27 protein-coding genes are annotated in these 24,826 nt (G+C 66.1%); 14 read left to right on the forward strand and 13 right to left on the reverse strand.

Features of this window, described 5'->3' with window-relative positions:
• The first annotated feature begins 31 nt into the window (after nucleotides 1-31).
• From CH293_RS07420 to CH293_RS07430, 3 genes are all read left to right on the forward strand, one after another.
• Complete coding sequence (locus CH293_RS07420; protein WP_094719829.1) at nucleotides 32-1,474, forward strand: HNH endonuclease signature motif containing protein; 1,443 nt, start codon at nucleotides 32-34, stop codon at nucleotides 1,472-1,474.
• A gap of 66 nt (nucleotides 1,475-1,540) precedes the next feature.
• Nucleotides 1,541-1,744 (forward strand): zinc-ribbon domain-containing protein, encoded by a 204-nt coding sequence (locus CH293_RS07425; protein WP_037111830.1) that lies wholly within the window; start codon nucleotides 1,541-1,543, stop codon nucleotides 1,742-1,744.
• Nucleotides 1,711-1,935 carry a hypothetical protein gene (locus CH293_RS07430; protein ID WP_094719830.1) on the forward strand — a complete coding sequence of 75 codons (225 nt, stop codon included), beginning with the start codon at nucleotides 1,711-1,713 and terminating at the stop codon, nucleotides 1,933-1,935. Before CH293_RS07425 ends, CH293_RS07430 begins: the two co-directional genes overlap by 34 nt.
• 44 nt (nucleotides 1,936-1,979) lie before the next feature.
• Here CH293_RS07430 and CH293_RS07435 read toward each other — a convergent pair whose 3' ends face one another.
• The 5 genes from CH293_RS07435 to CH293_RS07455 form a co-directional block, all read right to left on the reverse strand.
• The gene (locus CH293_RS07435) at nucleotides 1,980-2,921 is read right to left on the reverse strand and encodes a TAXI family TRAP transporter solute-binding subunit (RefSeq protein WP_094719831.1); all 942 of its coding nucleotides are present in this window, start codon (nucleotides 2,919-2,921) and stop codon (nucleotides 1,980-1,982) included.
• 25 nt (nucleotides 2,922-2,946) lie between these two features.
• Nucleotides 2,947-4,308, reverse strand: coding sequence for an MFS transporter (locus CH293_RS07440; RefSeq protein WP_094719832.1), 1,362 nt, complete (start codon nucleotides 4,306-4,308; stop codon nucleotides 2,947-2,949).
• A gap of 121 nt (nucleotides 4,309-4,429) precedes the next feature.
• On the reverse strand, nucleotides 4,430-5,812 hold the full coding sequence (locus CH293_RS07445) for a HAMP domain-containing sensor histidine kinase (protein WP_037112215.1): 1,383 nt from the start codon (nucleotides 5,810-5,812) through the stop codon (nucleotides 4,430-4,432).
• A gap of 13 nt (nucleotides 5,813-5,825) precedes the next feature.
• Nucleotides 5,826-6,485: a response regulator transcription factor gene (locus CH293_RS07450; RefSeq protein ID WP_037111834.1), complete on the reverse strand. Its 660-nt coding sequence runs from the start codon at nucleotides 6,483-6,485 to the stop codon at nucleotides 5,826-5,828.
• Nucleotides 6,486-6,539: 54 nt separating this feature from the next.
• Entirely contained in the window at nucleotides 6,540-7,670 is a 1,131-nt protein-coding gene (locus CH293_RS07455) for a citrate/2-methylcitrate synthase (protein ID WP_094719833.1), read from the reverse strand.
• A gap of 102 nt (nucleotides 7,671-7,772) precedes the next feature.
• On the opposite strand from CH293_RS07455, the gene CH293_RS07460 reads away from it, so the two are divergent.
• On the forward strand, nucleotides 7,773-8,978 hold the full coding sequence (locus tag CH293_RS07460) for a citrate synthase (RefSeq protein WP_255122753.1): 1,206 nt from the start codon (nucleotides 7,773-7,775) through the stop codon (nucleotides 8,976-8,978).
• Nucleotides 8,979-9,077: 99 nt separating this feature from the next.
• The gene (locus CH293_RS28135) at nucleotides 9,078-9,233 is read left to right on the forward strand and encodes a hypothetical protein (RefSeq protein ID WP_167336912.1); all 156 of its coding nucleotides are present in this window, start codon (nucleotides 9,078-9,080) and stop codon (nucleotides 9,231-9,233) included.
• A 10-nt stretch (nucleotides 9,234-9,243) separates the two neighbouring features.
• On the opposite strand, the gene CH293_RS07465 is transcribed toward CH293_RS28135, so the two are convergent.
• From CH293_RS07465 to CH293_RS07475, 3 genes are all read right to left on the reverse strand, one after another.
• Nucleotides 9,244-9,666 (reverse strand): hypothetical protein, encoded by a 423-nt coding sequence (locus CH293_RS07465; RefSeq protein WP_094719835.1) that lies wholly within the window; start codon nucleotides 9,664-9,666, stop codon nucleotides 9,244-9,246.
• 37 nt (nucleotides 9,667-9,703) lie between these two features.
• Entirely contained in the window at nucleotides 9,704-11,110 is a 1,407-nt protein-coding gene (locus tag CH293_RS07470) for a carotenoid oxygenase family protein (protein ID WP_094720081.1), read from the reverse strand.
• Nucleotides 11,111-11,202: 92 nt separating this feature from the next.
• Nucleotides 11,203-13,890 carry a LuxR family transcriptional regulator gene (locus CH293_RS07475; protein WP_094719836.1) on the reverse strand — a complete coding sequence of 896 codons (2,688 nt, stop codon included), beginning with the start codon at nucleotides 13,888-13,890 and terminating at the stop codon, nucleotides 11,203-11,205.
• Nucleotides 13,891-14,068: 178 nt separating this feature from the next.
• Between CH293_RS07475 and CH293_RS07480 the strand changes: the two genes are divergently transcribed.
• Nucleotides 14,069-14,701 (forward strand): hypothetical protein, encoded by a 633-nt coding sequence (locus CH293_RS07480; RefSeq protein WP_094719837.1) that lies wholly within the window; start codon nucleotides 14,069-14,071, stop codon nucleotides 14,699-14,701.
• Between the two features lie 8 nt (nucleotides 14,702-14,709).
• On the opposite strand, the gene CH293_RS07485 is transcribed toward CH293_RS07480, so the two are convergent.
• Nucleotides 14,710-15,147, reverse strand: coding sequence for a MarR family winged helix-turn-helix transcriptional regulator (locus CH293_RS07485; RefSeq protein WP_094719838.1), 438 nt, complete (start codon nucleotides 15,145-15,147; stop codon nucleotides 14,710-14,712).
• Between the two features lie 60 nt (nucleotides 15,148-15,207).
• Between CH293_RS07485 and CH293_RS07490 the strand changes: the two genes are divergently transcribed.
• Nucleotides 15,208-15,726 carry a phenolic acid decarboxylase gene (locus tag CH293_RS07490; protein WP_037111846.1) on the forward strand — a complete coding sequence of 173 codons (519 nt, stop codon included), beginning with the start codon at nucleotides 15,208-15,210 and terminating at the stop codon, nucleotides 15,724-15,726.
• Nucleotides 15,727-15,832: 106 nt separating this feature from the next.
• Here CH293_RS07490 and CH293_RS07495 read toward each other — a convergent pair whose 3' ends face one another.
• Nucleotides 15,833-16,297: an SRPBCC domain-containing protein gene (locus CH293_RS07495; protein ID WP_020110572.1), complete on the reverse strand. Its 465-nt coding sequence runs from the start codon at nucleotides 16,295-16,297 to the stop codon at nucleotides 15,833-15,835.
• Nucleotides 16,298-16,409: 112 nt separating this feature from the next.
• On the opposite strand from CH293_RS07495, the gene CH293_RS07500 reads away from it, so the two are divergent.
• The 3 genes from CH293_RS07500 (at nucleotide 16,410) to CH293_RS07510 (ending at nucleotide 19,394) form a co-directional block, all read left to right on the forward strand.
• The gene (locus tag CH293_RS07500) at nucleotides 16,410-17,429 is read left to right on the forward strand and encodes an ABC transporter substrate-binding protein (protein ID WP_094719839.1); all 1,020 of its coding nucleotides are present in this window, start codon (nucleotides 16,410-16,412) and stop codon (nucleotides 17,427-17,429) included.
• Nucleotides 17,430-17,516: 87 nt separating this feature from the next.
• Nucleotides 17,517-18,779, forward strand: a complete 1,263-nt coding sequence (locus CH293_RS07505) for a hypothetical protein (RefSeq protein WP_255122754.1) — start codon at nucleotides 17,517-17,519, stop codon at nucleotides 18,777-18,779.
• A 30-nt stretch (nucleotides 18,780-18,809) separates the two neighbouring features.
• The gene (locus CH293_RS07510; RefSeq protein WP_255122755.1) at nucleotides 18,810-19,394 is read left to right on the forward strand and encodes a hypothetical protein; all 585 of its coding nucleotides are present in this window, start codon (nucleotides 18,810-18,812) and stop codon (nucleotides 19,392-19,394) included.
• Here CH293_RS07510 and CH293_RS07515 read toward each other — a convergent pair.
• Nucleotides 19,378-20,049, reverse strand: coding sequence for a glycoside hydrolase family 25 protein (locus CH293_RS07515; protein WP_255122756.1), 672 nt, complete (start codon nucleotides 20,047-20,049; stop codon nucleotides 19,378-19,380). The genes CH293_RS07510 and CH293_RS07515 overlap by 17 nt on opposite strands.
• A 106-nt stretch (nucleotides 20,050-20,155) precedes the next feature.
• Here CH293_RS07515 and CH293_RS07520 point away from each other — a divergent pair, with 106 nt between their 5' ends.
• The 3 genes from CH293_RS07520 (at nucleotide 20,156) to CH293_RS07530 (ending at nucleotide 22,645) form a co-directional block, all read left to right on the forward strand.
• Entirely contained in the window at nucleotides 20,156-21,139 is a 984-nt protein-coding gene (locus CH293_RS07520; RefSeq protein ID WP_094719843.1) for an ABC transporter substrate-binding protein, read from the forward strand.
• A 39-nt stretch (nucleotides 21,140-21,178) separates the two neighbouring features.
• Nucleotides 21,179-21,952 (forward strand): hypothetical protein, encoded by a 774-nt coding sequence (locus CH293_RS07525; RefSeq protein ID WP_094719844.1) that lies wholly within the window; start codon nucleotides 21,179-21,181, stop codon nucleotides 21,950-21,952.
• A 141-nt stretch (nucleotides 21,953-22,093) separates the two neighbouring features.
• A complete protein-coding gene (locus CH293_RS07530) occupies nucleotides 22,094-22,645 on the forward strand; it encodes a hypothetical protein (protein WP_094719845.1) in 552 nt (183 codons plus the stop codon).
• A 4-nt stretch (nucleotides 22,646-22,649) separates the two neighbouring features.
• Here the strand turns inward: CH293_RS07530 and CH293_RS07535 are convergent, their stop codons facing one another.
• Nucleotides 22,650-23,138, reverse strand: a complete 489-nt coding sequence (locus CH293_RS07535; protein ID WP_094719846.1) for a DUF6226 family protein — start codon at nucleotides 23,136-23,138, stop codon at nucleotides 22,650-22,652.
• Nucleotides 23,139-23,158: 20 nt separating this feature from the next.
• On the opposite strand from CH293_RS07535, the gene CH293_RS07540 reads away from it, so the two are divergent.
• Nucleotides 23,159-23,464, forward strand: a complete 306-nt coding sequence (locus CH293_RS07540; RefSeq protein ID WP_141217156.1) for a hypothetical protein — start codon at nucleotides 23,159-23,161, stop codon at nucleotides 23,462-23,464.
• Nucleotides 23,465-23,543: 79 nt separating this feature from the next.
• Here CH293_RS07540 and CH293_RS07545 read toward each other — a convergent pair whose 3' ends face one another.
• On the reverse strand, nucleotides 23,544-24,809 hold the full coding sequence (locus CH293_RS07545; RefSeq protein WP_241483864.1) for an MFS transporter: 1,266 nt from the start codon (nucleotides 24,807-24,809) through the stop codon (nucleotides 23,544-23,546).
• Nucleotides 24,810-24,826 lie beyond the last annotated feature (17 nt).

A 24,826-nucleotide genomic window follows, 5' to 3' on the forward strand; every position in this document is an offset into this window, starting at 1 on the left:
CCTGTCGGTGGGTCGCGGTACCTTTCCCCCTATGCAGAAGTTGGGGGACTCGAGCACCGCAGCGGAACTCTCGGACAGAGACGTCATCGCCGCCATCACCGAGCTCACCCACGCCCAGAATCAGACTGCCGCACGTAAATACGTTCTGCTCGACGAGTTCGCCCGGCGTGGCCTGAACCTGAAGACAGGGCATTCGACGCCACAGCATTACATCGCCTCGGGCACCCGTGTCACCCTCGCCAACTCGACCCGGCAGTTCGTCACTGCCAACTGGCTCAGCCGATGGCCTTCGGTGACCGAGGCCCTCGCCACCAGCGACATCTTCGTCGACCACGTCAAGGAAATCCACGACGGCTACACCAACATCAGCGGCGCGGACTCCACGCTCTCCGAGGAAAGCCTGGCCGCAGCCGTCGCAGACCTACTCGCGACCGCCATGGACGGCACAGCCCACCAGGTCAAGCAGCGCGCTCAGGTCTTGGTGCACGCAGTCATCGACGACGCCCGCGCCCGATACGACAGCGCACTCAGACGACAAGAAGCACGCAAACAGAAAGAACGCGAAGCAGAAGAGCAAGGACAGCCCCTGCCCGACGACGATGCTGGGGATGATCCCGACCCTGACACCGATGTGTTGAACAACCCTCCGCCACAACCGGTATCGGAGAACACTACGCTCAACAAGCTCGAGCTGTTCCTCCTGGCCAACGGACGCCTGGGCTTCAAGGGGGACGTGGACAAGGTTCTCGGCGAGAAGCTCCGGTCAGCACTGTCCCCGCTCTCGCGGCCACAACCTCAACCCGACGGCACCCGTGATCCCCGCAATGCATCCAGGCGTCAGGCCGACGGGTTGTCGCGGCTCCTCGACATCGTCGGTGGCGGCACGCGTTCCACCGGGCCGGGAACACCACCGGCGACGGTCAACGTCACCGTGAACCTCAGTGACCTTCTCGCCGACAGAGCCCGTTCGGCATCACCGGACACCACGAGTGGCACAGACACTTCCGGCGCCACACACAGGTCGCCGAAGATGGGCGACCCGGACTGGCCGTTCCAGCTCGAATGGACAGGGCCCTTGAGTCGCAGCCTCGCACGCCTTCTCGCCTGCGACGCGAACCTCAACCCAATTATCCTGGACAACAACGACGTTCCCCTGTCGATGGGGAACGAAGTCCGGCTCGCCACTCCTGAGCAACGCGCAGCCGTGGCCGTCCGCGACAGATGCTGCGTCCGATGCGGCCTCCCCGCGCAGTGGTGCCAAGTGCACCACATCGTCTTCTGGGAGGACGGCGGGCCGACCGACCTCACCAATCTGGTCCTGATCTGCGGCGACTGCCACCGCCTCGTTCACAATCACGGCTGGGACATCGACTTCGGCGCCGACGGCCACCCCCGCGTCATCCCACCCGCCGCCATCGACCCCCAACGAAAACCGATACCCAGCTTCCACCGACAACGCCGCCCCGCTGCCTAGTCGGCCAAGCCCAGAGGTGTTGCGCAAGCACCGCGGCGTCCGAGCAAAAATCGCTAGGCTGGCCGGGTGTTCTTCCTCTTCGGTTACGGCAGCAAGCAAAAACACCTCGGCGCAGGCCAGACCCGAACGTGTCCCCGGTGCAACAACACCACCCAGTGGTCGCGGATCCGGACCTACACACAGTTCACGGTGTTCTTCATCCCTGTCGCGCGGTGGAGCCGCCGGCAACTCGAACAGTGCAGCATCTGCGGCGCCTCCGTCGAGGCCTGACCACCCCTTTCGGCGCCGGATGCACCTACATCGCCGTCGCTCGCACCGAACGCATCGACGAGCCGCGCACCGACATCGGACCGCTCGATCAGAACTCGACCTTCCCGATCGAGGAGTTCATGTGGCAGTTCGACCCCTACTTCAGCACCCCGACCGTCCTCGGGCACAAGGTCACCGGTGGACCCCACTGACTCCCCGGGAGCCCTTGCTCATGGGCTCACGGACGAACGCGCCTTCACCCGTGCCTGCGGCGGTACTCCGCCTCGGCGCCCGGGTGGAGCGGGATCGCACCGGTCATGACGAGCGACCGGGCGTCGAGGAACTGACTGCCGATCGCCTGGCGAGGAACCAACGCCGACGAGCTGTCCAGCAGCACGCTCACCAGCGCTGCGACCGTCTCGTCCGGCACATCCGGGCGGACCAGCAGCAGATTCGAGATGCCTACCGTCGTCACCTCGGGGTGCTCGCCGTACACACCTGCCGGCACCGGTACCGCCTCGTACGCGGTCCCGAACTCGCTCCTCAGACCCGCGACCACTCCGCCCAGATCGAGTAGCCGCACCGGTGTCGGAGGATCGGCGAACGCAGGCGTCGGCAACCCACCCGCCCACATCACCGCGTCGACGTCGCCGGCGTACAACGCATCTGCAGCCTCGTTCATCGACAACTGCACCTCGCGAACAGCGCCGGGCAGCCCGGCCGCATCGAGCACCCGGCGGGACACCAGTGTCGCGCCGGAACCAGGAGCGCCGATGCTGACGGACAGCCCCCGCAGGTCGTCGATGGACTCGATCCCCGAATCGGCGCGCACAGCGACCTGGAAGTAGTTCTCGTACACACACCCCACCGCCGTCAGATCCCGAGCGGGGTAGTCGTAGGCCGCGTCCGCGAGCGTCATCGCCAACTCGGCTCGCCCGGCCTGCAGCGCATCGAGGTTGTCGACGGAGCCCTCGGTCGTCAGCGGGACGAGGTCGGCTGCTCCGGCACCCGCGGCCGCGTCGGCGAGCAGTCCGCCGAACTCCCAGAAGAACCCGCCGATCTCACCGGCCGCGAGACGCACCCGAGGCGACGGCTCCGACGAGCACGACACAGATGACCCTGCCACCGAACCGGCGGCAACTACGCCGACAGCCCGCAGAACTGCTCTTCTCGAGAACAGCGCTGCGGGCTGGGCCATGGTTCTCACCCTAAGACGAGGTCGCTTACTGGAAAGCGCGACCCTGTTCCCGGTCCAGAACAGTCTCGGACTTGTTCCGCAGAACGAAGATGTAGACCACCAGCGACACCGCGATCACCACCGTCACGTAGAGGATGAACCACGGGACGTGGCCACCGTTCTTCGCGGCCTGGTAGATGAGCGGCGCAGTGCCACCGAACGCCGAGTTCGCCAGCGCATACCCGAGGCCGACGCCCAGCGCACGCACGTGCGACGGAAACAGCTCCGCCTTCACGATCGCGTTGATCGAGGTGTAACCGGTCAGGATGACGTAACCCACGCACACCAGTGCGAGCGACTCCACCACCGACGTCGCGGACGGCAGATAGGTGATGAGTACGTAGGTGTACAGGACACCGCCGATACCGAAGAACACGAGCAGCGGCTTGCGACCGACCTTGTCGCTGATCATTCCGCCGATCGGCTGCAGCAACATCAGGAAGATCAGGCCGAAGAGATTGATCCACGTGCCGGTCATGCCGCGGTCCTCGTACGCCGTCTTGATCATCGACGGAGCGTTGACGCTGTACGTGTAGAACGCGATGGTGCCGCCGATCGTGACCATGAAGCACACCAGCAGCGGGCGCCAATGGTTCAGCACCAGCTCCTTCATCGAGCCCGACGCACGGTCGGCACCGCTGCGCACGGCCGCCAGCTGATCCTTCGTCAGCGATTCGTCCATGCTGCGACGCAGCCAGAACACCACCACCGCAGCAACACCGCCGATGAAGAAGGCGATGCGCCAACCGAACTCCTCGATCTGCCCCCGGTCCAGGAACGCCTGCATGATCAGCAGCGTCACCTGCGCGAGCACATGTCCACCGACGAGGGTGACGTACTGGAACGACGAGAAGAATCCCCGACGCTCCCGCGTCGCGGCCTCGGACATGTACGTCGCCGACGCGCCGTACTCGCCGCCCGTCGCGAAGCCCTGCACCAGACGGCACAGGATCAGAATGACCGCTGCCCACACACCGATGCTCTCGCGTCCCGGCGTCAACGCGATGACCAGCGAGCACGCAGCCATCATCGAAACGCTGAACGTCAGCGCAGCACGTCGGCCGTTCCGGTCGGCGTAGCGGCCGAAGAACCACGAACCCACCGGACGCATGAGGAACGTGACGGCGAAGATCGCGTACACGTACACGGTCGAGTTCTTGTCCGCCGAATCGAAGAACTGATTCTCGAAGTACGTCGCGAACACCGTGTAGACGTACACGTCGTACCACTCGACGAGGTTGCCCGACGACCCGCGGAGCGTGTTGAACACCGCACGCCGGGTCGCCGCGGGAGACGAAACGGGTGCGGACCGCGGTGAGTCAGCGGTCGAGGTGGCCTCGTTGGCCATGGGCAGTCCTTCCACACAGGGGCTCGTGCTGGTCGCCGCGAGGTGTACGGCAACCGTCTGCCCCTACTGTGACCCCAGGCACAGCCCCGAACAAAACCGTTTCCGATTTCCTAACACTCTCTTAGGAAAGGACCGCCGGTACTGCCAGCTCGACGCGCAGACCCGACGGCACACCCGCACTGACCTGCAAGGACCCTCCTGCTCGCTCGGTCAAGGCGTGGACGATCGACAGGCCGAGCCCCGTGCCCTCACCCCCGACCCCCGGCGCCCGATAGAACCGGTCGACCACCTTCGGCAACTCACCCGTGGGTACTCCCCCTCCCGAGTCCGCCACCCACACGAGCACGTGGCCGTCGCTCTCTCGGCACCCGATCTCGACGGACGAACCCGCGCCTGCATACTTCGTGACGTTGCTCAGCAGCGCATCGAGAATCCTGATCATGTCGTCCTCCGGCAACGCTGCGCACGGCACATCGTCGGCGACGGCGAGCGAGAAGGACATCCCCGCGACGGCCAATGTGGTCGACCAGAATTCGACGCGACCCAGTATCGCCGCCCCGGCGTCGCACCCTGTCGTCCGCGCGCTCGCCGGCGTCTCGGCAGCCGCCAGGACGAGAAGATCCTCGACGACGGTGCTCAGTCGGTCCACCTCCAGAGTCGTCTTCAGGTGTGCCTCGGATGCCGACTCCGGCACCCTCATACCCAGCACATCCAGTCGAATACGCAGCGCAGCCAACGGATTACGCAAAGCATGGGCGGTGTCCGCGACCAGTCGGCGCTGAGCCGCAGTGGCCGCCTCCACGTCGTCGGCCATGGCGTCGAACGCACCGGACAGCTCACGCACTTCCGGCGGCCCGACGTACTCGGTCGACTCCGGCCTCGGCGTCTCCTCCGCCGGCAGCTCGGCGTGGAACTTGTCTCCGAACGACTGCACACGCGACGACAACGCCGTCAACGGCCGAACCACCCAGCGCGACAACGCAGCAGCGATCACTGCCACGGACACCAGGATCAGCAGCGCACCTGCGCCGATGACCACCCACGCCACCGCCACGTCTCTACGCGCCGCATCGGTCGACGCATCGATCACCACCGCACCGTCCACCTGTGTTCCACCGCCGACGGGAGCCGCGACCAACACCTCGGACTGGGCCCACGGCGTCAAACTCGAAGGGACGTCGCCGCGTTGGTTACGTAGTGCTCCCGACACGGCCTCCTGCACGTCGGGCCGGCCGACGTCGATACCCGCCGACGCACGCACCACACCGCCCCGGTCGACGATGGCGAGCCCCTCGCCGTACAGAGAGTGGTAGCGCTGCACGGACTCTCGTAGTCTCGGAACCCCGGACTCGTCCTCCCGCGAGGACAACTCCGCGAAGAACGTCGCTGCCGCAGCACGGTTCTCGCCGAACCTCTGCACACGTTCCCGCCCCACCAACACCGCCAGAGGCACCGCAAGCGCGAGCACGACGACGATGGAGTAGATCATCAACACGACCAGCACCCGGCGTCGCACGTCAGGTGTCCCAGCGGTAACCGAAGCCGCGGATGGTGACGATCGCCCCGGGGCGCCCGAGCTTGGCCCGCAGCGCCGTCATGTGAACATCGAGCGTGCGCGAGATCGCCACGTACGCATCACCCCAGATGGCGTCCATCAACTGCTCGCGGCTCACGGCTTCACCCCGCCTCGTCACGAGGTGAGCCAACAGGTCGAACTCCTTGGTCGTCAGCCCGATGTCCGTGCCGTCGACTTCGACGCCGCGGCCCACGAGATCGACCACGACATCGCCGAGCACCACTCGGTCCGCCGAGGACTCCGCCGCCGCACTGCGACGCCTCGCCGCCACCTCCAGCCGCGCATGCAGTTCACCGAGCCGAGCGGGCTTGACGACGTAATCGTCGGCACCGCCGCGCAGCGCCCGCACCACCGACCGCTCGTCGTCCCGCGCCGTCAGCACCACCACCGGCACCGGGCTGAGAGTTCGGAGCTTGCGCAGCACCTCGAGCCCGTCCATGTCCGGCAGCCCGAGGTCGAGCAACACGACGTCCATGTCGTGGTAGCCGAGCAGTACATCCGCTCCGCGGCGCATCCGAACGGGCGCGTGGCCGACTTCGGTCAGCGCCTCGACCAGCGCCTCACCGAGTCCGTCGTTGTCCTCCACCACCGCGATACGCATCCACCACAAGATATATCCGACGCCGGCGCGGCGGCCCCGGGACACCCGAACACGTCACAGCGCAGGAAGCGCCTGGGGTGCCTCGGGACCGTCGTACCGGGCGATGGGCCGGATGATCTTGCTGTCCGCGGACTGCTCGACGATGTTGGCGCACCACCCCACGATCCGGCTGCACGCGAAGGTCGGCGTGAACATGGACCTGGGTATCCCGCACAGCTCCATCAGCACGCCCGCGTAGTACTCGACGTTCGCGTAGAGCTTCCGGTCCGGTTTCAGATCCGCCAGCGCCGCGGCGATCACCTTCTCCACCTGCGCGGCCTTGTCGATCAGTTCGCCTCCCAGCTGCTGCGCCGTTTCGCGGAGCATCACCGACCTGGGGTCCTCGGTGCGATACACCGGGTGACCGAACCCCATGATGCGTTCACCCGCAGTGATTTTCGTGCGAGCCCAGGAATCCGCGTCCGCCAGGTCGGCAATCTGATCCAGCCCGTCCAACGCCCGATCCGGCGCACCTCCGTGCAGCGGACCGGCGAACGCGCCGATCGCCGCACACACGGCGGAGGCGATGTCCGACCCCGTCGACGCGACCACTCGCGCCGTGAACGTCGACGCATTGAACCCGTGATCGATGGTCGCCGTCAGGTACCGGTCGACCGCCCTGGCATGAGCGTCGCTCGGAACGTCGCCACTGATCATGAACAGCCAGTTCTGCGCCGTCGTCAGATCCTGCCGCGGTTCGATCGGCTCCTGACCCGACCGAAGGCGATGGACCGCAGCCAGAACGGTGGGCGTCACCGCACACAGACGCAACGCCGTCGCTCGTTTGTCGGCCTCGGTGGATTCGTACAGCGGAACAGCGCCGGGCATGCCGGACAGAACCGTGCGCAGCGCCAGAAGCGGCTGCTCCGGGCCGGTCGCGGCGACCGACGCCACGGCCTCGCGCACCTGGGCCGACAGGACCCGCAGCGGCGCGACCGTACGGCTGAACTCTGCTCGCTCGGACAGGTTCGGCAGACGACCCTCCACCATCAGGAACCACGCATCCTCGAAAGTGCGGCTCTCCGCGATGTCGATCGCCGAATACTGACGGTAGTGATAGAAACCCTCGTCGCCTCGGACGTCACCGATCGACGTGGACGTGACGACGACATTGTGTAGCCCACGCGGGGCGTCGAGAACGCTCATGACATCTCTCCTCTGCTGGTCACCCACCACGATCCGCGTTAACATTGATCGTTGTCAATGTTGATAGAGTCAATGTTCAGCACGCCGAACCGAGAGGCGAACATGCCATCCCCCGACGGCCGAGATCTCCTCACCACCGCCCAGGCCGCCGCCCGGTTGGGGGTCAAACCCGAAACTGTCTACGCCTACGTCAGCCGCGGGTTGCTGACCAGTAGTCGCCTCCCCGGCGTCAGGGGCAGCGTCTTCGACGTCGAGGAAGTCGAAGCACTCGCCGGTCGCGACACCGCACGCCGCACCGACATCGGGACGGTGGAACGGATCAGAACTCGGATCACCCTGCTGGACGACGATCACCTGTACTACCGCGGCCGCAACGCCGTCGACCTGACCGCCTACTCGTTCGAGTCGGTAGCGCACTTCGTGTGGACGGGACAACTGGACTCGGAGTGGTCTTTCCGCGTCGATTCCGTTGTGGCACAGAAATGCCGAGATGCCGCTGCCTCACTGTCGCCGGAGTGCCGGTTCATCGACCGCATCCGCCTCGCCGTCGACGTCGCCGCGACCCACCGCCCGATGCGAGTCGACATCAGTCCGAAATCGGTTGTCTCCGAGGCCGGCCAATTGTTGGCGACCGTCGCCGCCTCGCTCACCGAGCGTGCGCCCGCCACCTCCGTCGCGGAGTCGATGTGGGCTGCAGTGCGATCGGAGACATCAGACCCTCGCGGGCTGGGCGTACTGCGATCCGCCCTCGTGCTGATGCTCGATCACAGCCTGGCGGCGTCGACGCTCGCCGTGCGGGTCGCGGCCAGCACGCGCGCCCACCTCTACTCGGTCGTCGCCGCAGGCTTGGGGTGCATCGACGGACCGCTGCACGGATCCGCGGCCGAGCCGGCGTACCGGTTCATGATGTCTGCACGCGTCGACCCGATTTCCGCACTCGCACAACACCTTCGATCCGGCGAGCGGGTGCCGGGGTTCGGCCACGTGATCTACACCGACCGGGACCCGCGCGCCCAGGAGTTGCTCCGACTGCTGCGCGACCCGGCTAGCGGCGCGGACCCCGCCGTGGTGGCAGCCGCGGACATCGTGATCGACGAGATGCGCGATCGGTTCGACACGTTCCCCAACTCCGATTTTGCGCTCGCCACGTTCACGTGCGCCTTCGGTCTCCGGCCCGATACCCCGGAGGCACTGTTCGCCTTCTCCCGTATCGCCGGGTGGACCGCGCACGCCCTCGAGGAGTACGACGAACCGCCCCTTCGCTTTCGAGTGCCCGGTATCTACACAGGTATCCGGCCGCGCACCTGATCAGCTCCCTCGAGTCCTGTGTAGTTTCCGCCGAAACGGGCACACTCTCCTCGACCGCGTCCGCGGCGCTAGACCGAGCTTCGAACCCCAGGAGATCTCATGACGATGCCCAGCGACGCCGACGCCGCAGTGGAATCCCACGGCACCAACGACGGCCCCCGCGACCACCCGGCCGACGAGAACACTGCCGTGGGCGCACACGTCGACGACGAGAACGTGCCACACCCACCACGCGACGACGAGTCGACGGGCTAGCTCGACCGAACTAGGGAACGTAGAAGGTGGCGAACCCGGGAACCGTCGTGGCGTAGGCCGGAACGGCGACAACAGCGACCTGCCCCGGCCCGGTCGTGAGTACTGCCTCGCGTTGTGCGCCGCCCAATCCGTCGGACATGCGGGCCGTACCTGACGCCCCGGTGGAGAGGTTCAGCCAGCGCACGTCGGCGACCTGATAGCACCCAGGCCTGCCGTCGGCCGGGCTGGTGATCCTGGCGACCCCCGGTTGTTCGCCGAGTACCGCCACGCAGCGGACCTCGGGCGAATCGAAGCTGCCGTTGGTGTTTCCGTACGGCGCCGGGTCGATCTGGAACGGCACCGTGACCTCCGCGGACGCGACTGCCACCGGACCGAGAACCGCACCGATCACCACTGCCCCACACACCGTCAGTTTCCGTACGAACGTCTTCATGGGTTCGATCCTCCACCCGATGACGGTACTGCGCGCCTTATTGGACCCAAATGCCGTGCAACCCCGCGGGAACACGGATGGGCAGCTCGATCGTCGCCAGCGGCCCGTCCGCTGGATTGTCGGCGTCCAGGATGTAGAAGCGGGATGTCAGATCCTCGGGGTCGGTGCCGATCGCACCCCAGTAATCGTGTGTCTCACCCGGAATGTAGATGGGCTCGCCGATCGCCACTCCGGGAGACCACACCTCGTCGCGCCCGGAGTGCACGTCGTGGAAGAACAGTGATTCGAGGAATCCGTCGTCGACCTCGGATTTTCCGACGGTGGCGATGCGGCCGTGATCGAGCGTCAGCAACCTGTCGTCGACGCGCGGGAATTCGATACCGAACCGGTCACTGATCTGCGTACGGCTCACCGCACCGGTGGCAGGATTCAGCAGTGCCCGCGTCAACGCCGGGTTGTTGACGCCCGTCGGCTTCGTGAGTCCGCCGGGAAAGAGATGCTCGACGTAGTCGACGGTGACGGTGCCGTCGGGATTGTCGAAGGCGTTGGCGAAGTGCCACACCCAGAACGCCTCCGTGTCGATCCACCGAATTGCACTACCGTCCCGAGGAATCAGCGCGATGCGGGTGCCCCGCTCCGGCTGCCACGACAGCAGCGCTCCACCGGTCATCGCGGCGGCGAGGTCGAACACCAACGGATTGACGAACAGCACCACGTACTTCTGCGTCAGCGCCATGTCGTGAATCATGTAGGGCTTGTCGAGACCGTCGACGGGAGTCGGCGACAGCAACACCCTGCCGTCGGCGCCGACGATCGACCACGTCAGATACGGCGCTTCCAGCGAATAGTTGAACAGCACCATCTCACCGGTGTGCGGATCGATCTTGGGGTGCGCCGTGCTGCCGACCCGCATCGCACCGTCGCAGTCCTCCTGCGCGAGCGTCGCGAGCTTCTCGCGGTCCAGCAGGTACGGCCGGTCGCCTTCTGCCATCGCCAGGAGCTTGCCCGCGTGATCGACGATGTTGATGTCCGGTAGCTGACGGGTGGTGCCGGCGAGAGCATCGCCGACGACCGACGCCGGCGGCGTGTACCCGTCCATCACACCGGACCAGATCGCCTCTCCGCGTTGCTCTTCGAGCTCGACCATCGGCGTCCGAACGAATCGATTGGTGTACGACGCTCGGCCGTCGGCGATGCTGACCCGGTGAACCATCCCGTCGCCGTCGAGCGGAAAGACGAACGATCCGATCGGGTCGAAACGCGGATTGGGTCCGTTCCGCAGGTAACTGCCCTTCAGGTCGGCCGGGATCTCGCCGACGACAGGCAGATCCACGACGTCCACCTCCTCGCGCTGCGGGGCGAACACACCGTTCAGGTGAGTGTGGTGGACGACGTCGACGGGCGCCGGCCGGTGCGGGTCGGTGGTGAGCGTGTCGTTCGTCATGAGGGGACTCCCGTTCGTCGGTGCGATGCTTCGATCCTGGTCTTCGGCACCGTGGAGGAACATCGGTCAGAGCACGTAGATATCCCTGCCAGTCACTCCCGGCGGCCGGCGACGAGGGCGGCGAGTTCCACTCGGGTACGCAGGCCCAGCTTGGTCAGTGCGTGCGAGACGTGCGTCTGCACGGTGCGCTGGGAGATGAACAGGCTCTGCGCGATCTCCGGGCCGCTTCGACCGCTCGCCACCATGTCCGCGATGGTCGTCTCCGTCCGGGTGAGGCTGTCCCATCCCGTCCGTGGTCGCTCTCGGACGGTCCGTGGATCCAACCGCACGCCCAGCGGGCGCAGGCGCATGGCGATTCGCGAGGACAACGCGGTGGCGCCCATGTTCTGGGTGATCAGCAGCGCGGTCCGTGCATGTTCACGTGCAGTGGTCTTGTCGCCCGACGCCGCGAGCTCGCACGCTGCTTCTTCCCAGGCTGCGGCCTCGGCGATGACGTTTCCTTCCCGGCGAGCGTTCTCCGCGCTCCGAACGGCCTGCGCGACGACGGCCTCCGAATCACCCGCGCACAGTGCCCGGGCGAGTGCGACCGGTCCGACGCTCGCGACGGGCAGTGGATCGGAAATCTCCGCGAGGGTGTCGACGATCTCCGCGGCGAACTCACCGTCGTCGGTCCGCCGAGCCAGGCGAGCGCAATCGACGGCGAACGACGGAAGCCACCCGTAGATCCCCAACGCCCTGGCCCCACCCCAATACCTGCGGGCCGCGGCCACCGCAGGCAACAACTTGCGGCCGGACTCGAGCAACGACACCCGCGTCATCCCGCAGATCGGGAGTCCGAACTGATGCGGCTGGCCCGAGCTCTCGAACGCATCCAGCCGCGCGAGCGCCGCCTCCACGTCGCCTCGGTACACGTCGATCTGAGCGCGGGTGCCCTCCGCGATCGACGTCCACCCCATGTCCGCCGAGCCCGCGCGTTCCAACCCGGCGTCGATGTGCGCGGCCGCGTCGTCGAGCCGGCCTCTCTTCATCGCGATGCCTCCGCGGGTGAAGTCCTGGTACGCCGTCATCCACGCCGCGCCGCGGTCGGTCCGCAGCTGCTGAGCGCGGTCCATCAGCGCTTCCGCCGCGACAGGCCCGTGCGCGTACAGCTCGATGAACGGCGGCCACACGTCCGCCGACGTGCTGAGCTGAAAGCCTGTGCCCACCGCACCTTCCTGCTGGGACGCTTCGAGCGCCAGGTTCAACCCACTGTCGACAGCGCCGGAGAGAAACCGTCGCAGCGCCTCGGTGACCAACACACTGACCGGTCCCTGGACGGCCCCCAGCTCCCCGCCGGGCACCGGGGTGACGCCCTCCAACAGCGAGACGTACCGCTGCGTGTCCAGCAGACCCGCGCGGGTGGCGTCGTCGACGGGCATCTGCAGCGTCGACGAGATCAACCCGAGCGCGTGCTGCGACTTTCCTTGCGCGATCGAGGTGAACAGCAGCGTTCGGTACAGCAACGGCACGACGGCGGGATCGGTCGCGTTCGACAGACCCTGTGTCGCAACCTCGGCCGATCGGGCGAGCTGGCCGCTGCGCGCCAGTGCCGTCGCCAGGTCCAGCTCGAACGACCCTGCCACGGTTGCCGTCGCCGTCCCCAACAGGTCGACGGCGACCGCGGGAACGTACTGCAATTCCTCCTGAGCCCGGCTCACCGCCACACCGAGAACCGACTCGTCCCCGCCCGCCGCGAGCAGGTGATGCGCCACCATCTGTCGGTTGCCCGCGGCCTCGTGGTGACGCGCGACCTCCGTGTGCAGGATCGCCCGAAGCGGCGGCGCCAGACCGTCGTACGCCACGTCGGCATAGACGTCGTGCGTGAACGTCAACTCCCCGCTCGGCGACGCGTCGACCATGCCCGCGTCGATCACCGTCTGCGCCGCCCCGACCATCACCGCGGCCGACGTGTCTCCGAGGTCGGCCAGCTCGGCCAGTGTGGCAGGCCCGCCCCACACCGCGAGCTTGCGAACGAGATCACGTGAGGATGCGTCGAGCAGCGAAAGCTGTTCCGCAATGGCGGATTCCAAGCTGCTGGACGCCGACGCGTCGAGCATGCTCGGCGCGGTTGCCCTGCCGTCCTTCACGACGACGGTGCCCTGCGCACGCAGCTCCGTCAGCATCGTCAACGCGTGCATCGGGTTACCACCCGACCGCGCCAGAAGTGTCGACAACGCGGCATCCGGCCACGCACCGAGTACCTCGTGGGCCAGCACCTCGAGATCCGCGGCGTCCATTGCCGGCAGATTCCACTCGCGGACGGTCGGACGGGCCAGCATCCGAGTCAACAGCTCACGGGTGGGCAGGTGACGCCGCGCGACGAGCACCACCAACGGCAGATCCTTCGCCGCCGCGGCGAGGTGGGACAACACTTCCAGGCTGCCCGCGTCCGCGTTGTGCGCATCGTCGACGACCAGCAGCTGCGGCCGAACCGCGCACAGCGAGTCGACCGCTGCATAGAGCTCGGTGTCGAACCCGGCCGGGGCCGTCGTCGGCACGGCGACGCCGATGAGAGCCGCGGCCACCGCATAGGGCTGACGCCAGGACAACTCGTCGGCCGTCGCCCACCGCGTTTCGATGCCCCGGCCGGACACGAGTCGACGCAGCGTATGCGACTTGCCACTGCCCGGCCCGGCGGTGACCACCAGCGTCCGCGGACCGATGCCGTTCATCGCCAGGTCCAGCGCGGAGTCGATCTCGTCGACGATCGACCTGCGCGCCCCGGTGGACGGCAACTTCATGCATACGACGGTAACGCCGAGGCAGCGCCGACCTCGGCGGAACGCGTCGATTCATACATATCGGGTGAGTGGCAGCGAATCGTGCGTGCCTACACCGATGATCTGCCACGCCGATCGTTGGAAGCTGATCTCATCGAATTCCGCTAGTCCGGCGCAGTGCTGTCGAAAGGCTCCCACCATGAACGGCAAAATGATGATCCTCGGCCTGGCGCCCTGGGCGCTGTTCGCCATCCTGACCGAGAGAATGGGCGCGAGCGCAGTCGGGATCGCCGCACTGCTGGCGTGCGTGAGTTCGCTCGCGCTGGCGTTCGTCGGCCGCAGCAAGTCCGTGGCCAGGGGCAACGGCGGCATCAAGATCATCGACGCGGCCGGCATCGTGACCTTCGGGATCATCGCGTTGCTCGGGTTCCTCGGCAACAGCGGCCTGAACGACGCCCTGGCCGACTTCGGCCGCGGCGGCGCGACGTTCGTGCTGGCCGCCGTCATGGCCGTCTCGGTCGTGACGGTGCCGTTCACCGAGCAGTACGCCCGCGACTCGGTGGACCCGCAGTACTGGGGCACCCCGCGATTCCACGAGAAGAACAAGTCCATCAGCGCGATGTGGGCGGGCGTCGTGTTCGCGATGGCCGTCTGCCACGTCATCGCCGGTGCACTGGCGTCGTCCACCGAGATGACCAACAACCACCCGGGCAACCTCCTGCTCAACTGGGTCGTTCCCATCGCGTTGATCGTCTGGGCGGTCAAGCGCACCGGCAGGATCGCGGGCGATCACTCCGCTGCGCCTAACAGCGCGACGCCTCAGGCCACCTAGGCCGTCGATCACGGCCGCTGGAGCACCTGCGTGATCGCCGCCAACGCGGGTAACGCCGCTGCCACCGCACGCCGATCGCGCTCGGGGAGCGTCGCGAGGGCGTCGGACAGCACTTGCGAGCTCGACCTGTCGTACCGCGCCAGCAACTCGACCGCCTTCGGCGACGCGCAGAGCTGCGCACTCCGTAGATCCGTCGTCGCCGCGGTCCGCTCGACGAGCCCGTTGGTCACCATCGCCTTCACCAGGTTGCTGACCGTCGATCGCGCCAGATCGAGACGGGTCGCCAGCCCACCCGGCGTCGACGACGGATCCTCGACCAACGCGCGGAGGACTTCGATCTGGGCATCGGGGATGTCGGGCAGGTCGGCAGCGGTCCGGGTCGCGCGCAACAGGGCGCGTCGCAGCGGGCCGAGCCGACGAGCGAGTTCGCTCGCATCTGACGTCATGTGACCATGCTCCCACAGGATAGTTTTGTGACCATACTAGTTTTGTGGCAAAATCAAAGTATGACCACAGTGCAGAATCCCATTCCCCCACAGGATCTCAGCGGAATCGTCGGACACCGCTTCATCTACACCTACGCCAACAATTGGCAATACGAGATGTACGTCAAGAACGCCACCACCATCGACTACCGCATCCACACCGGCATGGTCGGCGGACGATGGGTCAAGGATCAAGCCGTCGACCTGGTGCAGCTCGACGACGACGTCTACAAGGTCTCGTGGAACGAGCCGACAGGAACCTCCGTCGTCGTCAACGTTCTGCCGGGCAAGCGACGCCTGCACGGCACCATCTTCTTCCCACAGTGGATCGAGCTCGACGGCACCAAAACCGTTCTCTACCAGAACGATCACCTCGACGAAATGCGTGCCTACCGCGACGCAGGGCCTACCTACCCCATCTACGTCGTGCCGGAATTCGCGAAGATCACTCTGTTCGAGAACGTCGGGGCCGACGACGACACGATCATCTCCGCCGCGCCGTCGGACCTGCCCGCCGGATTCGCCGACCGCGTCAACTGACCCGCGCACGACAACGCCGCGCCCACCACCCGTCTCGATACGAGGGCAGTGAGCGCGGCGGAGTCAGGACTACGTCGGGCTGAGGACTACGTCGGGCTGGGGCCGATCAGGTTGTCGCTTCCGCGTCCAACAAGGACAGCGTGCTGTTCAACTGATCTTCCGTGACCAGCGGGAACTTCACCTTCTCGAGAAGCTTCTTGTCCGTCACCTTCGACCAGTCGTACGTGTGGCGCACCAGCGTCTCGTTGGGACCCTGAGATTCCAGCTCCCACAACCATTCCCACCCGGGAGGCTCGGTGCCCGCAGGCGCGGTGGTCCACGCGAGCAGTTTGTCCTTGGCGTAACCGGTGACATGGTTGTCGGTCTGGTACTCGCCGCCCATGTGATCGCCGGCCATGTTCATCGTGAACACCTCACCGACCTTCTGAATGCGATCGGCATGATCCACGCCGCGAATGAAGCCGGAGGCGTCGATCTTCTGATGCCGCTCGGGGTTGGAGAGCACATCGAACACCGCGTCGACGGGAGCTTCGATGGTGCGTTCTACGGTGACCTTCGTTGTGTCGCTCATACAACTACGGTGCCCGACGATGAGTCTGCCTAAACGTTCCCCGGCCGATCCGCACCCTCAAGTAAGCGAAGGCTAACCTGAAGGTCCGCATCGTTCGACGTACAGGATCTTCATGAAGCTACACATCACCGCAGTCGCCGTTGCTGCAATCGCGTCCCTCGCACTGGCCGGATGCAGCGCCTCCGACCCCGCCGACAACTCGGCTGCCACAGCAGCAGCCGAGGGTTCCTTCCCGGTCACCGTCGACCACATGTACGGCGAGACAACAGTAGAAGCACTACCGGAACGCGTCGCAACCTGGGGATTCGGCACCACCGACGCAGTCCTCGCCCTCGGCGTCGTACCTGTCGCCATCCCGTCGGCCGAATACGGCGGAGGCGACGACCTGATGTACCCGTGGGTGTCCGACGCCATCGAGGACCTCGGCGGGCCGACCCCGGTACTACTCGACAACTCGGCGTACGAACTCCCCGTCGAACAACTCCTCGCCACCGACCCGGACGTGCTGATGGCACCGCACTCCGGCCTCACCCAGGCCGAGTACGACGCAGTGACCGCGGCAGGCATCCCCGTCGTCGCACCGCCGGAAGAACTGTGGTCGACGCCGTGGCGTGACGTCATCACCACCACCGGGGAGGTCCTCGGCCGCGCCGACGCAGCCCGCGACCTCGTCGCCGACCTCGATCGACAGGTCACCGACGCCGGCGATCAGCACCCCGAATTCGACGGTCGATCCATCGCCTACGTGTCCGAGGCAGCAGACGTCTACTACCTGCTCTTGCCGACGGATCCTCGCGTCGAGCTGCTCGAGAATCTCGGATTCACCACGCCCGAATCGGTGACGTCCCTCTCGAACGGTGAATCGCCGTTCTCCACCACCGTCTCGGCGGAGAACATCTCGAAGATCGACGCGGACATCGTGTTCACCCAGGTCGACACCGACCAGGCGTTGCAGGAGTTCCTGACCTCGGACGTGTCGCGGCAGATTCCGGCCGTCGCGAAGGGCGCCGTCGCCGGATTCGTCGGCCAGGAGGCCGGTTCCGCAATCGGTCCGACGGCGCTGTCCATCCCCTTCTTCCTCCCGACCCTCATCGACGGTCTGGGAGGCGCAACAGCAGTCGCTGGTAGCTGACGCAGCCGCGGGTGTACGGTTACTCGCACGGTGACCCGACGCCCGTGACGCTTCGCCGCACGGTTCCCCTAGTGCGTCGGGACTGACATGAGCAAGCCAGGAGTGGAGCCCGCGGAACGACCGAAGGCTCTGCGCATATTCGTCGCAGGCTGGGTCATTCAAGACGGGTCGTTCCCACGTGCATCGGTGGGCGACGTGGTCGACGTCGCCCTCGAGCACCACTCGGCGGGCCCCGTCCGCTCGGTGCTCGACGACAAACGCAGGGCCACAGCCCGTCCCGCCTTCGGAGCCGGTCCCCGAGGGCGGGACGGAGAACTCCGGTGGTTGCACCTCGTCTACGGCGACGGCTGGAGCGGGCAGTGGTGGGCGGATTACCCCACGAACGGGTCGGTGATGCTCGACGGGAGGCTCAGTGCGGTCCTCGACGACCGAGCGATCGACCGACCCGCGCGGGTGCACGGTCGAATCGAACGAATGCACCTCGTGCACAAGCAAGTCGAGAATATCGACGGCGGCTGGCACGGAGTCGACGGAACCGAACGCCTCGACGAGATCGACGCCGTCCCCACGGAAAATCCTTGGTGGGACCCCGAGCCCACCGAGGACGGCCACACGCTCACGACAGGCATCCTCGTCGACCTCGATCTCGACGTACTCTCACCGCCAACGCCTTTCGTCGCCGGAGCCGTGTCGGTCGACGGCAGCGACGTCTGGGTCATGCATGCGTCGGACCCCGTCCTGTTGCGTGTACAGACAGCAGGCGCCGTTTCCGCGATTACCCGGTTTCTGTTGCCGCTCACCATCGAACCCACCGACAACCGCTGGACCCGACGCCTCCACGCCGTGCCCGGCGGGTGTTGGATCACGTCCGAACACGACGTCCACCGATGCACTGTCGTCGACGAGAACTCCGTGATCATCGACCGGTACGCCACGACGGGCTCCAGCGCGTCGGCCGTGGTCGGCGGGTCCCTCTATCTGATCGACGCGTCCGGATCACACATGACCGACGACCGTCGACACGGGGTGATCCGAACCTGGCCGAGCACGAAGGTCCGGGTCCTCGACGAGCACCGCCGGCGCACAGTCGATGTTGCAGAGCAGGATCGGCCCGACATGACGTTCTCCCGAGCAGATCGCGCCTACGGCCCGCACGGAATCGAATGGCAGGTACACGGCACCGACGAGTTGCTGAAGCTCGACTTCGAGGCGGGAACGACGACGCGGATCGACCTGAACCGAGGGGTGGTTGATGGGCAGGTGCGAAACATCACGCCCAGCGCCTGGGACGACCCCGCCAACGCGGCACTCATCGCCTCCATCACGGTGCCCCCGCCGAAACGCGCGTGAACTCGGCGCCGACGTGGCACAGTGTCGTGGATGACCGACAGGCCCAGGGGGGCGCCGTGGTGGGTTGGACTGACGATCGTGGTGGCGGCACTCGCCGCTCTCGTGTGCCTGCTCGTGCTGTGGGCGTACGTACCGCCCGAACGTAACTACCTGTACTTCGGCATCGCGCAGGGTGCCGTGCTCGCCGTGGCCGCGGTGTGGCTGCTGCTGGGCCTGGTCGGGTGGGCGAAGTATCGGACGCTACGGCTGACGGCGATCGCGCCTGTGTTTGCGCTGGTCACCGCCGTCCTCGTGTCGTTGTCCATACCGTCGGCCTTTGCCTTCGCCGTGTCCGAAGGCGCCCTGACTGCGACCGCCGAAGAGTGCCCCGACGTCGACACCGCCGAACGACGGGTGGGGCTGTACCGCGTGTGGCACACGATGCCGGTCGATCCAGATGCGGCAGGGCACGGCGGCTGCGTGCTGTACGTGCGGGGCGGTGGCCGAGTCGACGGCGTGGGCCTGGCCTACCTCCCGCTGGGAATCCCGAACACGTACACCCACTATGCCGGACGACCGGACATCGAGTACTCCCATTACGACGGTGATTGGTACCAGTTCACGCAGGTGTTCTGAACAGCTCGGCCAGCGCCGCGTCGTCGCCCCGAAAAGCGTTGGCGTCGATGAATTGACCGGCTACCGAGGCACTCTCGGAGAACTGCAGGATCTGCACTGGCTTGCCCCCCATGTCCGCCCAGCCTCCGAAACTGCCACCACCACCACGAGCCGGTGCCCAGTTGTCCCCGGGATACAACCGGGAAGCGAAGTCACGCCCGGTCACGTAATCGCTGTTCCAGACCCCCACCGGCAATCGCTCCAGAGGCGCACTGCCCATCCGGGTTTCCCAGAACCAACGCGGAAGATACACCGGGAGAAACTGCTGGAACCCCACCGCGCGGTAGGCGTCGAACCGCCGGAGAAGATCGTTCACCGACCCGCCGTTCGTCGTGTCCTCGTAATCCACCTGTAGCGGAAAATCAACGCCACCAGCGTGATTGCGAAGCGTCTCCGCTTCGGAAGCCGGGTCGGTGTTCGTTCGACAGAACACGTACCCGCCCCACCGTCCGGGAAAATACGTCGCCATCTCCGCAGCGGCCCGCGGCCAGAACGGATCGCGATACCCGGACCCCTCGGTGATCTTGTGCGTCGCGAACGCGAACCCTTCGGCCTTGGCCGCGGCGAAATCGAAGTTGCCCTGATGATTGCTGACGTCGATACCGAACAGTGTCACACCGACCACGGTGCCACATGGCTACGACACGAACCCTCGAGCTCATCCTTGTCGACGACTGGGTTAGGGTTGCCTGACCAAATAGGCGGAATCACAGATCGGGTTGATGAGTTCGATGAAAATCGGTGCAGCGATAGCCGGCGCGATGCTGCTCGCAGGCGTTCTGACAGGGTGTTCCAACTCGGAAAGCGAGACGACGTCCACCGCTCCCACCGGCGAGTTCCCCGTGACCATCGAGCATGTCTTCGGAAGCACCGAAGTGCCGTCGACGCCTGAACGAATCGTCACCCTCGGGGTCTCCGATGCCGACGTCGTACTCGCCCTCGGCCACGTTCCCGTCGGAAACAGTGGTTTCGCGTTCTATGAAACCGGGCTCGGCCCGTGGGCGCAGGAACAAGTCGGCGACGCCGAACTCACCCGCATCGAGTCGGACTCGGAACCCAACCTCGAGCAGATCGCCGAGCTCGCACCCGACCTGATTCTCGGCCTCAACGCCGGGTTCGACGAGGCGACGTACAACAAGCTCAGCGAGATCGCACCCACCGTCGCGCGGCCGGAGGGTACGGCGGCGTATGCGGTGCCTCGCGCTGCTGCAACCGAAACCATCGCCACCGCAATGGGAATGAAGGAAGAAGGGGTACGGCTCAACGAGGAGACCGACGCTCTGATCGCCGACACCGTCGCCGCGCATCCCGAGTTCGCAGGCAAGACCGGCGTCGCCGTCATGTCCTACAGCGGCGTGTACGCAGGCTTCCTCCCCGGAGACGGACGCGGACAGTTCCTCACCTCCCTCGGGTTCGCGACGCCGCAGCCCGTACTCGACGGCGACACCGGCGACACGTTCTACGTCGAATTCTCGGCCGAGAACGTCAACATGCTCGACGCCGACGTCCTGCTCGTCCTCGGACCCGACGAGACATTCGACATCGTCGCCGAGAACGCTTCGTTCGCCAACACCACCGCCGGCCGCAACGGAGCGATCATTCCCGCCACCCTCGACCAGCGCGGCGCGATCACCTACAACTCGGTGCTGTCGATTCCGTACGCCATCGACACTCTGGTTCCCCGCATCGCGGACGCTCTTCGCTGAGTCCGGATTGACCGGTTCCATAACGGGGTACCACCGTGCATGCCGTCGCTACGACACCTGTCCCTCGCGCCCCTCGCCGCCGTCGCCTGCGCATTCGCAGCGGCGGCACCGGCGTCGGCGCTCCCCGGTCCCGAGAACTTCGCCGACGTACCTGCTCGGACCTCGATCTCCTTCTCGCACTCGCCCAGCGGACTGCGCTTGGGAACCGCCAACGAGAACGACGCCCGACCAGGGTTGTCGACGGTCAAGCTGTACCTGGCGGACTACGCACTACGACACGGAGACGGGTCGGCCGGTGACCGCGATCTCGCAGCACGGATGATCCAATCCAGCGACGACGGCGCCGCGTCCGCACTGGACTCGAAGTACCCGAACGCCATCGACGCCACCGCCGGTGAGTTCGGATTGCCGTCGACCTCGCGCGGAGGTTTCTGGGGTAGTTCCTACACCAGCACTGCAGATACCGTCCGCTTCCTGGAAGCGAAGAAAAGAACCGACCCGGCCAGCCCGATCCTGGGATGGATGAACTCATCGAGTCCCGTCGCCACCGACGGCACCCAGCAGGACTGGGGCACAGGCGAGCTCGTCGATGTGACCGGAACCAAATGGGGCTGGGCCGACGACGCATCCAGCGTCGTCGCCTCCGCATCCATCGGCGACGGCTTCTCGATCGCCGCCAACACCTACGGCTCGGCCGCAGCCCAGACCGACGACGTCCTCGGCGCCCTCGGCGGCATCGACCTGTCCCCGGAAATCACGGCACCTCCCGCGGTACCCACCCTCGAGCAGTTCCTCGAAATGTTCGGGCCCTAGATCGAACCTCTCGACCGAAGTTCAGCCGCCTGCCACAGCGGGGGCCTGCACCGCACCGAAGCGGGTCGATCTACATGTGGACCCGAGTCCAACAGCGCCTATGGCCTTCGCGCGGAGTGGAATCAAGTAGGGTCGGCGACCATGCCTGCATCCGATCGGACCTGGTGGAACTGGGCGTCCGCCGTCACCACGGTGCTGGTAGCGCTCGGGTGTGGCCTCGTTCTGTGGGCCTTCACGCCTCCCAGTCCCAACGGCCTGTACCTCGGTCTCGCGGTGGTCCCGCTCGTGGTGATCGCGGTGCTGTGGTCGGCATTCGCCCTCATCGGCTGGTCCAAGTACCGGGCACGGGGGTGGAGTGTCGTCGCACCCGTTCTCGTACTACTCACCGTCGGCGCGGTGGCGTTGTCGCTGCCCCGGACCGTTGCATTCGCAGTATCCGAGGACGCGCTGACGGAGACTGTCTCGCAATGCCGTTCCGCATCCGGGGGTCAACGAATCGGCGTCTACACCGTGGTGGCCGTCCGCCCACTGGGGACGGGGTGCCTTGTCTTCGTCGACAGCGGACTGGGCGGCTCCATCGGATTCGGCTACCTCCCCGACGGTCCCCCGGCGCCGGGCCGGCCACAGTACGACGAGGCCATCGAGTTCTACGACTTCGACGGAGACTGGTACCGATTCGAGCAGGACTTCTGACCGGTCACTTCGGAGACCACCGCTTCCATCGCCCATCCTCGGGCATCGCGACACGTAACTCGGGAATCGGGCCACGACCCGAATTGCGCCAATTACCGCCTTCCCACACGTGCTCGACCATCGAATCGACAATGCGCTCGTAAAACTGCCCCGAGACGAGAGCGGAGAGGTACCTGTTCAGGTGGCCGATCAGATTCTCGACATCCTCTTCGCACGCATCGCACCCACACGCGGGCAACGCGATTCGCTGTGATGCACCCACATCGAGAAGCACTCCGGGAAACGACGTGAACGAGACGATCAACGGCGCCTGATCGTCCTGCGCTGGTACGAAGTGAACGGCCTCGACCACCTGCGAACCCGGGTCACCGGCCACACAAGTGACATCGACGTCGAACCGTGTCGCCACATCGTCCGCAAATTCTTTCGCCGCAGTCACCAGCGGCGCGAACCGCTCTGGATCGGTCACCCGTCCGTACGCCTCGTCCGACACGACTCGTTACGATACGCACCGTGCGTTCACTCGTGCTGCTGCTGAGCCTTACCGGTGCTGTTGTCGGTCTTCTCCCTGCGGTTCTCGAGCTCGTTCAGCAGGCATACTTCGCCTCCGAGGTCGAGTACAACGGTGTGTACGAACCAATGCGGGGAGTGCAGATGAACGACGCCTACGAGACCTCGCAGGACATCTCGTTCCAGGTTCGATCGGGGCTGTTCCTGCGACGGGCCGTCTGGTTCGCCCCTCTGATAGGTGCGGCGCTCGGGGCTGTCGCAGGGATCATCGCGTACCGATTCGGATTCCGGCTTACCAGGGGTGCCTGACGCTCCAATTTGTTGCGTCATATGCCTGGATCTGCCCTTCAGCACCGAATAGTGGAGCTTCAGGCCCGGTCCCGAGCCCTCAAGGGAGGCTCCTCAGCACCAAGCGGATACCCACGACGCCGGCGAGGGGGAAGACGGCGGCCACGAGCCAGGGCGTGCTCGACCCCCACCCAGTCGATGGAGCCGCGTCGATGACTGCCCCGATTGCGACCGAACCGATCAGAACGCCGATGCCTCCGAGTGATGCCATGAAGCCGTAGTAGGCACCCAGTCTGCGCTCACCGGCCAATCGCGGGACGATGTCACGGGCCTGCGGCATGGCGATCATCTGCCCGAGTGCGAGCAGGGCAACGAAACCTGCCGCCGGGAGCAGGCCGACGAACCCGCTGAGCCCGAGGGGAGTCGTCAGTGCCACGACCACGAACGACAGTGCCATGACTGCCAATCCGGCCGGCAACGTGACCCGGGGTGATCGTGCGCCGACCATGCGGGTGATGCCCATCTGCGAGGACACCACGAACACCGCGGAGATCGCGAAGAACCACCCCAGCACTGCCTGCGATCCCCATGCCCGTTCGACCTCCAGGGGCAGCAGCAGATACAGCTGGTTGTACGCCACCAGTTGGCTGCTCATCGCGACCGCGAACAACACGAAAGTCTTGTTGCGCACCACGTCGTTCCACCCGGAGAGCCACGACTCGCCTCGGTGCTCGCCCGGTTCGTTCGGCAGCCATCTCAGGTGTGCTCCGATGACGCCGACGAAAATCACGGCAGCGACCGTGCAGGCGACACGGAAGTCGACGACCAGCAGTACCGATCCGATCAGCGGGCCGGTGAACGAGCCGATTTGATTGCACACCGACAGCAGCGCGAACGTCTCGACCCGGCTGGGCCCGTCGTCGCGCTCACTTCTTCCCGCCTCGATGGCGATCGCGGACTCGACGGCGGGCGAGAACAATGCGGCTGCGAAGCCGATGGCCACCGTCGCCACGACCACACCGGCCAGTGAACCTGCGACCGCCATTCCGAGGAATCCGAGCACCCGGATGCCGCAGCCGACGAGAACGACCGGCTTGATACCCCATCGGTCCGCCAGGGTGCCGCCGATGAAGAACAGCCCCTGCTGAGAGAACGTGCGGATGCCGAGGACCACACCCACCACCGCCGCACCGAGCCCCAGATCGGACGTCAAGTGCACCGACAGGTACGGCAGCACCATGAAGAATCCAATGTTGAACGTCATCTGGGTCAGCACGAGAAGCCGGATCGTCGGGGTTGCCCCCGCCAACTCGGTGATGAACGACCAGCGCCATCTCGAATGTCGGCCGTCGACGCCCGCCGCCACGATCAATCCCCTCGTTC

Origin of the sequence: Rhodococcus sp. 14-2470-1b, assembly GCF_002259415.1 — a bacterium.
GTDB lineage: Bacteria > Actinomycetota > Actinomycetes > Mycobacteriales > Mycobacteriaceae > Rhodococcoides.